Annotated in this window: 12 protein-coding genes; 8 read left to right on the top strand and 4 right to left on the bottom strand. The window is 64.3% G+C overall.

Annotated features, from left to right (window positions below; all coding sequences use genetic code 11):
- Positions 1-300: 300 nt before the first annotated feature.
- The 3 genes from tssF to PDMSB3_RS28430 all read left to right on the top strand — a co-directional run bounded on the left by tssF (position 301) and on the right by PDMSB3_RS28430 (position 4,473).
- Positions 301-2,196, top strand: a complete 1,896-nt coding sequence (gene tssF / locus PDMSB3_RS28440) for a type VI secretion system baseplate subunit TssF (protein ID WP_165188434.1) — start codon at positions 301-303, stop codon at positions 2,194-2,196.
- Positions 2,196-3,284 (top strand): type VI secretion system baseplate subunit TssG, encoded by a 1,089-nt coding sequence (gene tssG, locus PDMSB3_RS28435; RefSeq protein WP_407670655.1) that lies wholly within the window; start codon positions 2,196-2,198, stop codon positions 3,282-3,284. Before tssF ends, tssG begins: the two co-directional genes overlap by 1 nt.
- 166 nt (positions 3,285-3,450) lie before the next feature.
- Positions 3,451-4,473: an alpha/beta hydrolase gene (locus tag PDMSB3_RS28430; RefSeq protein WP_165188429.1), complete on the top strand. Its 1,023-nt coding sequence runs from the start codon at positions 3,451-3,453 to the stop codon at positions 4,471-4,473.
- 65 nt (positions 4,474-4,538) lie between these two features.
- Here the strand turns inward: PDMSB3_RS28430 and PDMSB3_RS28425 are convergent, their stop codons facing one another.
- From PDMSB3_RS28425 to PDMSB3_RS28415, 3 genes are all read right to left on the bottom strand, one after another.
- On the bottom strand, positions 4,539-5,558 hold the full coding sequence (locus tag PDMSB3_RS28425) for a class I fructose-bisphosphate aldolase (protein ID WP_007177366.1): 1,020 nt from the start codon (positions 5,556-5,558) through the stop codon (positions 4,539-4,541).
- Between the two features lie 97 nt (positions 5,559-5,655).
- Positions 5,656-6,075, bottom strand: a complete 420-nt coding sequence (locus tag PDMSB3_RS28420) for a secondary thiamine-phosphate synthase enzyme YjbQ (RefSeq protein ID WP_007177365.1) — start codon at positions 6,073-6,075, stop codon at positions 5,656-5,658.
- Between the two features lie 113 nt (positions 6,076-6,188).
- Entirely contained in the window at positions 6,189-6,509 is a 321-nt protein-coding gene (locus tag PDMSB3_RS28415) for a thioredoxin family protein (protein WP_007177364.1), read from the bottom strand.
- Between the two features lie 244 nt (positions 6,510-6,753).
- Here PDMSB3_RS28415 and PDMSB3_RS28410 point away from each other — a divergent pair, with 244 nt between their 5' ends.
- From PDMSB3_RS28410 to PDMSB3_RS28390, 5 genes are all read left to right on the top strand, one after another.
- The gene (locus PDMSB3_RS28410) at positions 6,754-7,050 is read left to right on the top strand and encodes a DUF2628 domain-containing protein (protein ID WP_007177363.1); all 297 of its coding nucleotides are present in this window, start codon (positions 6,754-6,756) and stop codon (positions 7,048-7,050) included.
- A 146-nt stretch (positions 7,051-7,196) separates the two neighbouring features.
- Positions 7,197-7,802, top strand: coding sequence for a hypothetical protein (locus PDMSB3_RS37990; RefSeq protein WP_165188426.1), 606 nt, complete (start codon positions 7,197-7,199; stop codon positions 7,800-7,802).
- Positions 7,803-7,974: 172 nt separating this feature from the next.
- The gene (locus tag PDMSB3_RS28400; RefSeq protein WP_007177361.1) at positions 7,975-9,297 is read left to right on the top strand and encodes a sugar efflux transporter; all 1,323 of its coding nucleotides are present in this window, start codon (positions 7,975-7,977) and stop codon (positions 9,295-9,297) included.
- A 347-nt stretch (positions 9,298-9,644) separates the two neighbouring features.
- Positions 9,645-10,742, top strand: coding sequence for a phosphogluconate dehydrogenase (NAD(+)-dependent, decarboxylating) (gene gnd / locus PDMSB3_RS28395; protein ID WP_268738027.1), 1,098 nt, complete (start codon positions 9,645-9,647; stop codon positions 10,740-10,742).
- 14 nt (positions 10,743-10,756) lie between these two features.
- A complete protein-coding gene (locus PDMSB3_RS28390; RefSeq protein ID WP_007177359.1) occupies positions 10,757-11,449 on the top strand; it encodes an HAD family hydrolase in 693 nt (230 codons plus the stop codon).
- A gap of 46 nt (positions 11,450-11,495) precedes the next feature.
- On the opposite strand, the gene PDMSB3_RS28385 is transcribed toward PDMSB3_RS28390, so the two are convergent.
- Positions 11,496-12,032, bottom strand: a complete 537-nt coding sequence (locus PDMSB3_RS28385; protein ID WP_007177358.1) for an ankyrin repeat domain-containing protein — start codon at positions 12,030-12,032, stop codon at positions 11,496-11,498.
- Between the last annotated feature and the right edge of the window lie 116 nt (positions 12,033-12,148).

Raw genomic sequence — 12,148 nt, 5'->3', positions numbered from 1 at the left:
ATCGGTGCGTCAGCGCTCTCACGCTCGCATCGGTCAGACATCGACCTGTCGTTCGTTAATTTTCGAGAAAATTAACATTCCATAACAATTTCCATTATGAGGATGTGCCCGGCACACATGCTTTCTTCCACTAATCGATGATGGTTTCCGGCCCACGCAGATTGAATGCTTTCAGGCGCCAGGTAAGAATGCCGCAACGATTGATCGAACCGACATCACGCATTCGCATGCGGATAGACAATTCGCGCGACGCACAAGCCGTGTCCAGGCGTCCACCACGAGAACAACGCAAAACCGCCGATGGATTCCCGACTGCTCGACTACTACAACCAGGAGTTGGTCTATATGCGTGAACTCGCCGGCGAGTTCGCGCAGGCTCATCCCAGGATTGCCCGGCGCCTGGGCATGCAGGCGGGCGATGTGGCCGACCCGTACGTGGAGCGCCTGATCGAGTCGTTCTGTTTCATGGCGGCGCGCATGCAGATCAAGCTGGACGCGGAGTTTCCGCGCTTCACCGCGCGGCTGCTGGAAGTGCTGTATCCGAACTACGTCGCACCCACGCCGTCCATGGCGGTTGCGCGTTTCTTTCCTGGGCATAAAGAAGGCGATTCGGCGGAAGGCTTTCGGGTGCCTCGCGGTTCGACATTCACATCGCGGCTGGCGCATGGCGAAAACACGGCTTGCCGTTTTCAGAATGGCCAGGAAGTCATGCTCTATCCGCTCGAAATCGTCGAAGCGCGGCTAACCGATATTCCGCAGAACATGCCCGCGCTCGCTCGTTACGTGCCGGCGAGTACCGAGGTGCGCGGCGCGCTTCGGCTGCGGTTGCGCACGGTCAACGGAATGGACATTGCCGGGCTGCGGGGCCTGGACAGGCTGCCCATCTATTTGACGGGCGACGAGCAGATTGCATCGCATGTCTTCGAATTGCTGCACACGGCAAGCGTGGTGTCGATTACGGGTGCGCCCGGCGAATTCGAATCCGCCGGAGCCGGGGGAATGCTTTCGGTAGTGTCGGGCGACGCGGTGGCGCACGAAGGACTTGGCCCCGCTCAGGGACTGCTGCCGCTGGCGTGGTCCAGGTTTCACGGCCACAACCTGTTGCAGGAGTACTTTGCGTGTCCGGGCCGTTTCTACTTTTTTACGCTGACCGGGCTCGACGCGGGTTTTCGCCGCGTGAAGGGCCAGGAAGTCGAGATTGTCGTGCTGCTGGAGCGCGCACCTGGGCGGCTCGTGAATCTGGTGGACGCGTCGTGCTTCGCTCTGTTCTGCACGCCGTTGATCAATCTGTTTTCAATGCGCATGGACAGCATTGCGTTGAGCGGCGCGCAAACCGAGTTCAGGGTGATTCCGGATCGCACCGCTCCGTTGGACTACGAAGTTTTCTGCGTCGAGTCGCTCAAAGGGCAGACCTGCGCGGAATCCGGCGAGTTCGAATTCCGGCCGCTGTATCAGTCGCTCAACAATGACGAGGGTAATTACGGGCGCTACTTTTCCACGCGACGCGAACGCCGTTTGATCTCCGATTCGGCCCGCCGCCACGGTACGCGTACGCAGTACATCGGCACGGAGGTGTACGTGTCGCTCGTCGATCAGCATGACGCGCCGTATCGCGAAGAGCTTCGCTATCTCTCGGTTGCCGCGCTGGCCACCAACCGGGATTTGTCCAGTCTCGTGCCGCGCAACGGCATGAACGATCTGGAACTCGCCGGGAGCGGTCCGTTCGCGAGCATCGGGCTGGTTCGCGCGCCCACGGCTCCCAAAGCGCCCTACGCGGAGCGCGAGATGGCATGGCGGTTGATCCGCCAACTGAACTTCAACTACCTGCCGCTCGACGATCTCGATCACCGCGCCGGCGGTCAGGGGCTGCGCGATCTGTTGCGGCTGTTCCTGACGGACGACGCAACGGACCATCGCCGGCAGGCGGAAAGTCTCGTCGGCGTAAAAACGCGGCCTGTCACGCGCAAGCTGCCGGGCAGCGGCGTGCTCGTGTTCGGCCGCGGGGTGGAGTGCGTATTGACGGTGGACGAAACCGGATTTTCGGGGACCAGCCCTTATCTGTTCGGCCTGATTCTCGAACACTTTCTCGCACGCCACGCGTCCATCAATGCGTTCACGCAAACCGAATTGCATTCCATGCAGCGCGGTTGCGTCGCGCGCTGGCCGGTGCGTATGGGCACGCGCGGCGCGGCATGATGGAGCGCGACTCTTTCGAGGCGATGGCCCCTTGCGCGTCGCCATCGCTGCCGCTGTCATCGGCGCTGATCGAGCGCTTGCGGTCCGAGCCCTGGCGCTACGGGTTTTTTGCACTGCTGCGCCGCATCGGCGCCGACCGGCGGATCGATCCGGTTGGAACGGCGCCGCGTCCTCGGGCGGAGCCGTTCCGTCTCGGGCAGCAACCCAGCCTGTTTTTCGCGCCGCGCGAGATCGCGAGCGCGCACGACGCGGACGGACGGTTGAAGGTGCGCCTGTTCGGCCTCGGTATGCTCGGACCGAACGGACCGCTGCCGATTCACGTGACCGAAATCGCACGCGATCGCGAACAGAGCCGGCATGACAGCACGCTCGTCAATTTTCTCGATATCTTCCACCACCGTTATCTGACGCTGCTGTATCGGGCCTGGGCATCCGCGCAGGCTGCCGCGGGACTCGATCGGCCGGACGACGAGCGTTTTTCGTTTTACGTGGCGAGCCTCGCAGGCCTCGACATCAGTGAGATCGGCCACGGCCCTCTGCCGCCGCACGCGCGGCTATCCGCTTCGGCGCACCTCGTGCGGGAGGCGCGCAATCCAGACGGCCTGCGCATGACGCTTGAGCGTTACTTCGGCGTGCCGGTCGCAATCGACGAGTATGTCTTCAACTGGATCAGCGTCGATGGCGACGAGCGCAGTTATCTGGGCAAGCCGGGCGCCGCTTCGACCATGACGGTGGGCGCGCTGCTCGGTGAACAGGTGGCCGACCGTCAGCACACCTTCCGCGTTGTCGTCGGTCCGCTCGATATCGACGCGTACTTGCGCTTCACGCCGCAAGGCGCGGACTTGCCACGGCTGGTGGAGTGGGTGAGGACGTTCATGGGCTATGAGTTCGAGTGGGAACTGGAGTTGCGCCTCAAGCCGCAGAGCGCGCCGCCGGCCATTCTAGGCGGCGCGCAGCGACTTGGCTGGTCGGGTTGGCTTGGCCATGCGCCGCACGGCGACCGGATTACCGGCGTGCGTTTCAAACCGGAGTGCTACGCGGCACAATTCGCTCGCGATCAGGCGAGCACGGCGGTATCTCGCGAGTGATCCCCAAAAGCGCTGGATATTGATCCGACGTTTGCCGCATCGCCCGCTTGCATGCGGCCGTTCGACGGGTATAGCGCTTGCTCGACTCCGACGGCATGCACGGTCGTCGAACGAGGACTTCAAAAGCTTCGATGGAGCCGTGAATTCTTCCATCAGGAGCTTTGCCATGACACTCGGTGACACCATTAAAGGCATGGTCGGCATGGACCCCACGGGTCACGCCGATCCCGACATGAAAGCAGTGCTCGACGCGCTCAGGAGTCTCAACCCGAAGCCGATCGAGGATTGCACCGTGACCGAAGCAAGGCAGCAACCGACCCCCGCCGACGCCGTCCGCAAACTGATGAGCGATCCCGCGTTCAGCGCGCGTCCTTCGCTGGAGCTGGAGGCGGTGCGCACCGAGGACATCATGATTCCCGGCGCGGCGGGCAGTAATCCCGCGAGGGTCTATACGCCGCAAGGCGAAGGGCCGTTCCCGCTGATCCTGTATTTTCATGGCGGCGGCTGGGTGATCGCCGATCTCGACACCTACGACGCCACACCGCGTTCCATGGCCGCGCAGAGCCGGGCGATCGTGGTCTCCGCGCACTACCGGCAGGCGCCAGAGCACCGGTTGCCGGCGGCGCACGAAGACGCGTTTGCCGCGTGGCGCTGGGTGGTCGAGCAGGCGCCGAAGCTCTGCGGCGACGCCGGCAAGCTCGCGGTGATGGGCGAAAGCGCCGGCGCCAATCTGGCGATCAACGTGGCGATTCACGCCCGCGACACGGGCATGCGCATGCCGATGCACCAGGCGCTGATCTATCCGGTGGCGAGCAACAACATCGTGTCGATCTCTTATGAAGAGAATCGCAATGCCCGGCCCTTGAACAAGCCGATGATGATGTGGTTCTTGCATAACGTGATCAACAGCGAGAGCGACCTCACCAGTCCGTTGATCGACGTGGTGAGCGCCGATCTGTCACGGTTGCCGCCGGCTGTCGTCGTGACGGCGGGCATCGATCCGCTACGTTCGGACGGCGAGAAGCTCGCGCAGAAATTGCACGGCGCGGGCGTGCCCGTCGAGCATCGCAACTACCGTGGCGCGACGCACGAGTTCTTCGGCATGGCGGCCGTGGTGCAGGCGGCGCGCGATGCGCAGGCCTTCGTGTCGCTCGCGCAGCGCCAGGCGTTCGGCGGCGCGCCGCTCTGAGGCGGTTGAGCGGTCCGCTGCCCTCGATCGATCTCGAGACGCAACGGACCCGTGCCGCGCCAGGGCTAGCTCTTTTCCTGCGCCGCCTCGTACTTGCCCAGGGCCGCGGCGCTATTCAGACGCGCACGCTTGAGCAACGCCTGCTGGGCCTGCCCGACATGGCTCGCCTGGCCCTTCCACGCTTGCAGCGGCGGTTCCTGCAACGCGCGTCCATATGAAAAGCTCAGATTCCACGGCAACGCGCCGAGACGATTCATGGCGTCGAGATTCGCCGTCGCCTCTTCAGGCGATTGGCCACCGGACAGAAACACGATGCCCGGCACCGCCGAGGGCACCGTGCGCTTGAGCACCCGCACGGTATAAGCGGCAATGTCGGAAGTCGACGACTGTTGCGCATGTTCGGACCCGGCGATCACCATGCTCGGCTTCAGCAGAATATGTTCGAGGACTACGCGATGCCGGTGCAGTGCATGGAACACCTCGTGGAGAACGGCTTCGGTGACTTCGGCGCTGCGCTCGATGGTGTGCTCGCCGTCCATCAGCACTTCGGGTTCGACGATCGGCACGATGCCGGCTTCCTGCGAGATCGCGGCGTAGCGCGCCAGTGAATCGGCATTCGCCTCGACCGCGAGACGGCTCGGCAGGCTCGCCGTGATGTTGTAGACCGCGCGCCATTTGGCGAAGCGCGCGCCTTGCCGTTTGTAATCGACGAAACGGCGGGCGAGTCCGTCGAGACCTTCGGTGATCTCGTCGCCCGGCGCGAGCGCGAGCGCGATCTTGCCGAGATCTACCTTGATGCCGGGCACGATGCCGTTTTTCGCGGCGAGTTGCGGGAACGGCGTGCCGTCGTCCGCTTTCTGGCCCAGCGTTTCTTCGTACAGGATCACGCCGCTCACGAATTCGCCGAGTCCGGGCGTGGTGAGCAGCAGGTTACGATAGGCGCGGCGGTTTTCCTCGCTCGATTCGAGGCCGATCGTCTTGAAGCGTTTGGCAATGGTCGGGCCGCTTTCGTCGGCGGCGAGAAGACCCTTGCCGGGTTGAACCATTGCCTTGATGGTGGCTTGCAGCTCGCTACGGGTGTCCATGAGGTGTGCTCCCTTTAATCCGGTTTGCGGATGAAATCTTGCAGCGAATCTCTGTCAACAACGCAATTCGAAACGTACTCTGCCGCGCACCGCGCCGTCATTCTCCGATCAGATGCAGCACGATATCCCGCTGCTGCGTATGACGGCGATGTTCGAACAGATACAGGCCTTGCCAGGTGCCGAGCACCATTTTTCCGTGTTCGACCGGCACCGACAATTGCACCTGCGTGAGTGCGGTGCGCAAATGGGCCGGCATGTCGTCCGGGCCTTCGGCGTCATGTTCGTAGCGCTCGGCGTCTTCGGGCGCGAGGCTCGCGAAGTAGCGTTCCAGATCGCGCTGCACGGAAGGGTCCGCGTTTTCCTGAATCAGCAACGACGCGGACGTATGGCGGCAGAACAGCGTCAGCAGGCCGGTTTCGACGGCTTGCGCGGCGACGAAGCGGCGCACGTCGTCGGTGAACTCGACCAGCCCGCGAGTGCGGGCCTTGACGCTCAGGTGGTGGATGGCTTGTCGCATCGTCGGTGTTCGGTGGGTCTTGCCTGCTCCGGCGTGGGGCGGTGCGGCGGTGCGTATGCTGCGCCGCATGCAATTTGAAATCAGCGCGACATCGGCATGACGTCAGAGCGACGTCAGAGCGATGCGAAAGCCTCCGTGATCTGCGTCGCGTTGGCCGGGCGCACCACGCGCGCGACTTCGGCGCCGTCGCGGATCAGGATCAGCGTTGGCCAGAGCTTGACCTTGAACGAGCGGCCGAGCGAACGGCCCGGGCCGTCTTCGATTTTCAGGTGCCTGACGTCCGCATGCGGTTCGAGCGCATTGGCAATCGATGCTTGCGCACCCTGGCAGTAGCCGCACCAGTCCGTGCCGAATTCGACGACGGTGGTGCCCGGCAAGGCGTCGAGTTCGGCTCGCGAGGGGGCGGTGGAAGAATAGGCGGTCTGCGTGGCCATGCGTGCTCCGAAGCGGTTTAACCTGTGCGGGCAGGGGTTGCGCTGCGCTCGCGTTCCCTGCGCGCGGATTTGCTAAGAGTAGCAGCTATGCCCGGGATCGTCAGGCAGCGCCGCGTCGGCCCATGTGCGGCGAAGCACGCGGCGGCGCGAATTTCACGCGAACGCATACGCCTGACGCGGATGGCGTGGTAAACATGGTCGGGTGCCGCGAGGCGGCGGCAAATCATCGTGTTCAGGAAGGGAAATGGGCGAAAGGATTTATCTGCGGTGTCCAGACAAGGACGAAACCGTCGCGGTGGCCACGGGCTTCAGTTGGGGCGCGCTGCTGCTGGGCTTTGTCTGGGCGTTGTCGAAGAAAATGTGGTTCGCCGCGTTCGTCATGCTGGCGGTCAATCTGCTGCTGTTCTGCTCGGGCCTGTGGGGCGAAACCGCCGACGTGATCGGCCTGGTGATCTCCGTGCTGTTCGGCATGGCCTGCGGCATTTACGGCAATCAGTGGCACCGCTGGACGCTGGAAAAACGCGGCTACGTCGTGGTGTGAGCGGTGCGGCAATGCGCGGCAGGCGGCCGCGCAGGAGCGAATATTGCTGGGCACAGGCCGCGCCTACGCGCGCCGAAGCGAATCAAACGAAGCGCGCCGTTGAACGCGCCGTCGAACATCGTCCCAACGCGTCATGGAGGCATGCCATGCCAGATGCAGTCGCCGCACGCAGTTCAGCCACGTTTTCTCTTCAGCTTCGCCGTTGTTTGCGCGGCCTGCTCGCCGCGTCGCTGGCCGTGTCGCTCGGCATCGCGCCGCTGGCACATGGTGCGGACCAGAGCTCTAACCCAGGCACCAACCCAGGCACTAACCCAGGCACTAACCCAGGCACCAACCCGGGCACCAACCCGGCCACTGCACCGGACCCGGCCGCGACCCGCGCGCCAGGTGCAGTGGCGGCCACAGCCCCCACGCCGGCCAATGCCCCCACACCGACCACACCGTCCGACGACACGTTCCTCCTCACCATCTTCCTGCGTCACGACGAATCCAAACCGCTGCCGAAAATCAACGACCAGTTGCGCGCGCAAGGGTTCTTCAAGACCTTTCCTCCACCCGGCATCGAAGTCGTGTCGTGGTACGTGATGATGGGCATCGGCCAGGTGGTCACGCTGCGCGTGCCGGCAAACCGTCTGCGCGAAGTCAACCGGGCGATCGAAACGACCGCGTGGGGCGGCTATCGCACCGAGTTCTATCCGACCTACGACTACAAGGCGCAAGCGCAGCAAATGCGCGCAACGGACGGCAAGTAGCGCGGTGCATGCCAACTGTTGCTAGCCAACGCTGAGCCTCACAATTTTGGGATGCGATGCCGTGGGTTTACGCGCCCACAAGCTAAGCCGATAATGCCCCGGTCGTTCCGGCCACGAAGTTTGCGGTGCGCATTGCGCGTCACAGGCTCGCTTTCCCTGACCCACCGCCCCCGTGTTGAAAACCTCACGTTTTTTCGATCTCCTGCGCATTCCCGGCTTCAAGCCGCTCGCCGCTGCGACCCTGATGCTCGGTGTGGCGATGTCGTTCACCGCTCCCTATCTTTCGCTGTTCGGCGTCGAGCGCGCCGGCATGACACCGTTCAGACTCGGGGTCTTCATGACGCTGATCGCGGCGAGCGGGGTGCTCGCCAGCACCTTCGCGGGCCGCTGGAGCGACGCGAGCGGACGGCATCGGCCTTTGCTGCTGGCCGCGCTGGCGGCGGCGGCGCTCGGCTATCTGTGTTTATGCGTGGTGCGTGACTACCGGCTGCTGCTGGTGGTCGGGATCGTCTTTATCGGCGCGGGCGGCTCGGCTATTTCAATGGTGTTCTCGTTCAGCCGCGCGGCGTTGCCGGTCGCCGACCCGGCGGAGCGCGTGTTCGCCAGTGCGACTTTGCGCACCATTCTGTCGGCCGCCTGGGTGTTCGGGCCGTCGGTGGGCGCGCTGGTGCTCGCCGCCAGCAGCTTCTACGGACTCTTTCTGTTTGCCGCCGCCAGTTTCGGCGCGTGCGCGACCATTGTCTGGCGCATGCGGGAGCCGCAGGGTCACCTGGGCGATCACACGGTGGAAGACACGGCGGCCGAGCCGTCGGCTTCGATCACGGTGCCGCCGCTGACCACGCCCGGTGAAGACGCGCACGAGGACTTGCCCGGCGTCGCCTCGGCCAACGACATCGGCCGCGCGGTGGCCGCGCTGACCTTGCTCGGCCTCGCCGCGAACGCGACGATGATCGTGTTGCCGCTCTACATCGTGCACGGCCTGAAGGGCACGCATCTGGACGTGTCGGTCATGCTCGGCCTCGGCGCCCTGATGGAAATTCCGATGATGCTCGCGCTCGGCGCGAAGTCGTCGGCGCTGCACAAGCCGAACTGGCTGGGCGCGTGTGCGGCGGTGCACGCGGTGTATTTCGCCGGCATGGCGCTCGCGGGCAACGTCCACGTGCTGATTCCGATGCAGATGCTCAACGCGTTCGTGGTCGCCGTGACCTCGTGTCTCGGCATGACCTATGTGCAGGATCTGATGCCGCATGCGCCGGGCCGCGCCACCGCGCTCTTCTTCAACGCGGCGCGGGTCGGCTCGATTCTCTCGGGCGTGTTGTCGGGTTTGCTGGTGCAGGCGTTCGGCTATCGCGGCACGTTCATGTTCTGCGGCTTGCTTGCGTTGTGCGCGTTGGTGCTGTTCGCCGTGCCGGGCGATCGTTATCCATTGATGTGGCAGGCCGTGAAGCGTTTTGCGCGTTCGCGATACGGCAAGCTCCAGGCAGGTCGGCGCTAGCGGCATAGCCCTGACTGCGAGACCCAAGTCCAGGTCGAAGTGTAAGAAGGCCGTTAGCCGAATCGAAGCCTGCCCGAGTGCGATGCCGCGCAACCGCACATACCAGGAACTTTACGCCGCGCAAAACCTCTGCAAAGAAGCGTATCGTCTTTCCATGCACGTGGCGGTGCCGCTTCGCCGCGTGAGCGATCCAAGATGACCGCCGTGCGCCCGGAGCATGCGAGAAAGACGCAACGAAGACGCAACGAAGACGCAACGAAGACGCAACGAAAGACGCAGCTACAATAAAAATGCAGTGACGCGCGATCCACGGCGCCGCTACCGAAACACTCAGCAAAAACGCAAAGATTGCCGCAGTACAACGAAGCAAATCGAGCAGCGCAACGAGGCACTTTCCGGAGCGAGATATGCAGCTAGGCATGATTGGATTGGGACGCATGGGCGCCGACATGGTGCGGCGTCTGACGAAGGGCGGTCAGCAATGTATCGCTTACGACGTGCAGCCGGCGGCGGTGGAGAAGCTGAAGCAGGACGGTGTCGCGGGCGCGGCGTCGCTGGAAGAGCTGGTCGCGCAACTCGACAAGCCGCGCGCCGTGTGGCTGATGGTGCCGGCCGCGGTGGTCGATGTGACGCTGGAAAAACTCGTGCCCCTGCTCGCGCCCGGCGATATCGTGATCGACGGCGGCAATTCCTACTATCACGACGACATCCGCCGCGGCGCCGAGCTGGCGAAGCGCCAGCTTCACTATGTGGACGTCGGCACGAGCGGCGGCGTGGCGGGCCGCGAGCGCGGCTACTGTCTGATGATCGGCGGCGAGCCGGAGGTCGTGAAGCGGCTCGAACCGATTTTCTCGACGCTCGCGCCGGGCGCCGGCGCCGCGCCGGCCACGCCGGGCCGCGCCAGCGGCACTAGCACGGCGGATCAGGGCTTCCTGCACTGCGGGCCGCTGGGCGCGGGGCACTTCGTCAAGATGGTTCACAATGGCATCGAGTACGGCATGATGGCCGCGTACGCCGAAGGGCTGAACATTCTGCGCCACGCCAACGCCGGCAAGCACGCGCGCGAGGCCGACGCCGAGACAACGCCGCTGCGCCGCCCCGAGTTGTACCAGTACGAGCTGAATCTCGCCGACGTCACCGAGGTCTGGCGGCGCGGCAGCGTGATCGGATCGTGGCTGCTCGATCTGATTGCCGGCTCGCTCGTCAGCGACGCCGAGCTGAAGAACTACGCGGGGCGCGTATCCGACTCGGGCGAGGGGCGCTGGACCGTGGCCGCCGCCATCGACGAAGGTGTGCCCACGCCGGTGCTGAGCGCCGCGCTGTTTGCCCGCTTCAGTTCGCGCGGCGAGGCGGATTTTGCGAACCGGGTGCTGTCGGCCATGCGGCACGATTTCGGCGGCCATGTCGAAAAAGCGGCCACGCCGGCCGATGGACCGAAAGGCTGATTCAGGAGGCAGCGATGCAAGCCACTACCGCCACGCCGCATGACGTCGTGTTTCTGTTCGACTGCGACAACACCTTGCTGGACAACGACCATGTACTCGCGGATCTGCGAGCGCACATGATGCGCGAGTTCGGCGCGCAGAACAGCGCGCGGTATTGGGAAATCTTCGAGACCCTGCGCACGGAGCTCGGCTACGCCGACTACCTGGGCGCGCTGCAGCGGTATCGGCTGGAGCAGCCGCGCGATACGCGGCTGCTGTTGATGTCGTCGTTCCTGATCGATTATCCGTTTGCGAGCCGCCTGTATCCGGGCGCGCTGAATGCGTTGCGGCATCTGGGCGCGCGCGGTCCCACGGTCATCCTTTCGGACGGCGACGTGGTGTTCCAGCCGCGCAAGATTGCCCGCTCGGGGCTATGGGATGAAGTCGAAGGGCGGGTGCTGATCTACATCCACAAAGAACTGATGCTCGATCAGGTGATGGAGTGCTATCCCGCCCGCCACTATGTGATGGTGGACGACAAGCTGCGGATTCTTGCCGCCATGAAAAAAGCTTGGGGCGCCAGACTGACGACGGTGTTTCCCCGCCAGGGGCACTACGCGTTCGATCCGAAGGAGATCTCCAGCCATCCGCCGGCGGATGTGACAGTCGAGCGAATCGGCGATCTGGTGGAGATCGACGCGGAGTGGCTATTGGCGGAGAAACGCTAGGGTTGCTGGAAACGCCAGGGTTGCTGGCGGCGAGCCGCGCTCCGGTTCAGGAGCCGAGCTCCTTCAGGCGCGCTTGCGCATCGCCGGCGCCCATGCGGCCGGCTGCATCCATTGCCGTCACGCCGTTCGCGTCGCGGGCCTTCGGGTTCGCGCCGTGCGCGATCAGCAGTTCCATGATCGCCGTGCGATTGAACATGGCGGCGATCATCAACGCGGTGCGCCCGTCCGGCGACGCGCCTTCGACATCCGCACCATGCGCCAGCAAGGTTTCGATCACGGTATCGAAGCCCTTGAAGGCCGCGCCTGCAATCGGCGTCTGTCCGTTGTCGTTACGCAGATCAGGATCGGCGCCGCGTTCGAGCAGCGTGCGCACGGCGTCCGCGTGGCCGTGGTAGCTGGCCAGCATGACGAGACTGTCGCCCTTGTCGTTACGCAGATTCGGCGGCACGCCTTTTTCGATCACCGCCGCGAGCATGGCGGCATCGCCGCGCCGCGCGAGGTCGAAAACCTGCTGCGCCAGTTCGAGCAACTCCGGATCGATCGGCTGGCCGGAGGGCGGGGAAGTATCAGCGTGGTCCGTCAATGAAATCTCCTTGCAATCAACCCGTGCGCCTCACGTCTTGCAAAGGCGGGAGAAAACCCGCGAAGGCGCCGGCAAGATTGTTCAGGATACACAGTTTGCACCCGCCATGCCCGCCC

The sequence above is a fragment of the Paraburkholderia dioscoreae genome, from assembly GCF_902459535.1.
GTDB lineage: Bacteria > Pseudomonadota > Gammaproteobacteria > Burkholderiales > Burkholderiaceae > Paraburkholderia > Paraburkholderia dioscoreae.
Note: the sequence above shows the minus strand (reverse complement) of the source record. Positions and strands in the feature narration are given on the sequence as shown.

What these genes read in the sequence shown, in the direction of transcription:
- PDMSB3_RS28390 (WP_007177359.1), top strand. Translation starts at nt 10,757, where the DNA reads ATGCAAGCCACTACCGCCACGCCGCATGACGTCGTGTTTCTGTTCGAC.
- PDMSB3_RS28420 (WP_007177365.1), bottom strand. Translation starts at nt 6,075, where the DNA reads ATGCGACAAGCCATCCACCACCTGAGCGTCAAGGCCCGCACTCGCGGG.
- PDMSB3_RS28425 (WP_007177366.1), bottom strand. Translation starts at nt 5,558, where the DNA reads ATGGACACCCGTAGCGAGCTGCAAGCCACCATCAAGGCAATGGTTCAA.
- PDMSB3_RS28410 (WP_007177363.1), top strand. Translation starts at nt 6,754, where the DNA reads ATGGGCGAAAGGATTTATCTGCGGTGTCCAGACAAGGACGAAACCGTC.
- PDMSB3_RS28430 (WP_165188429.1), top strand. Translation starts at nt 3,451, where the DNA reads ATGACACTCGGTGACACCATTAAAGGCATGGTCGGCATGGACCCCACG.
- tssG (WP_407670655.1), top strand. Translation starts at nt 2,196, where the DNA reads ATGGAGCGCGACTCTTTCGAGGCGATGGCCCCTTGCGCGTCGCCATCG.
- PDMSB3_RS37990 (WP_165188426.1), top strand. Translation starts at nt 7,197, where the DNA reads ATGCCAGATGCAGTCGCCGCACGCAGTTCAGCCACGTTTTCTCTTCAG.
- tssF (WP_165188434.1), top strand. Translation starts at nt 301, where the DNA reads ATGGATTCCCGACTGCTCGACTACTACAACCAGGAGTTGGTCTATATG.
- PDMSB3_RS28415 (WP_007177364.1), bottom strand. Translation starts at nt 6,509, where the DNA reads ATGGCCACGCAGACCGCCTATTCTTCCACCGCCCCCTCGCGAGCCGAA.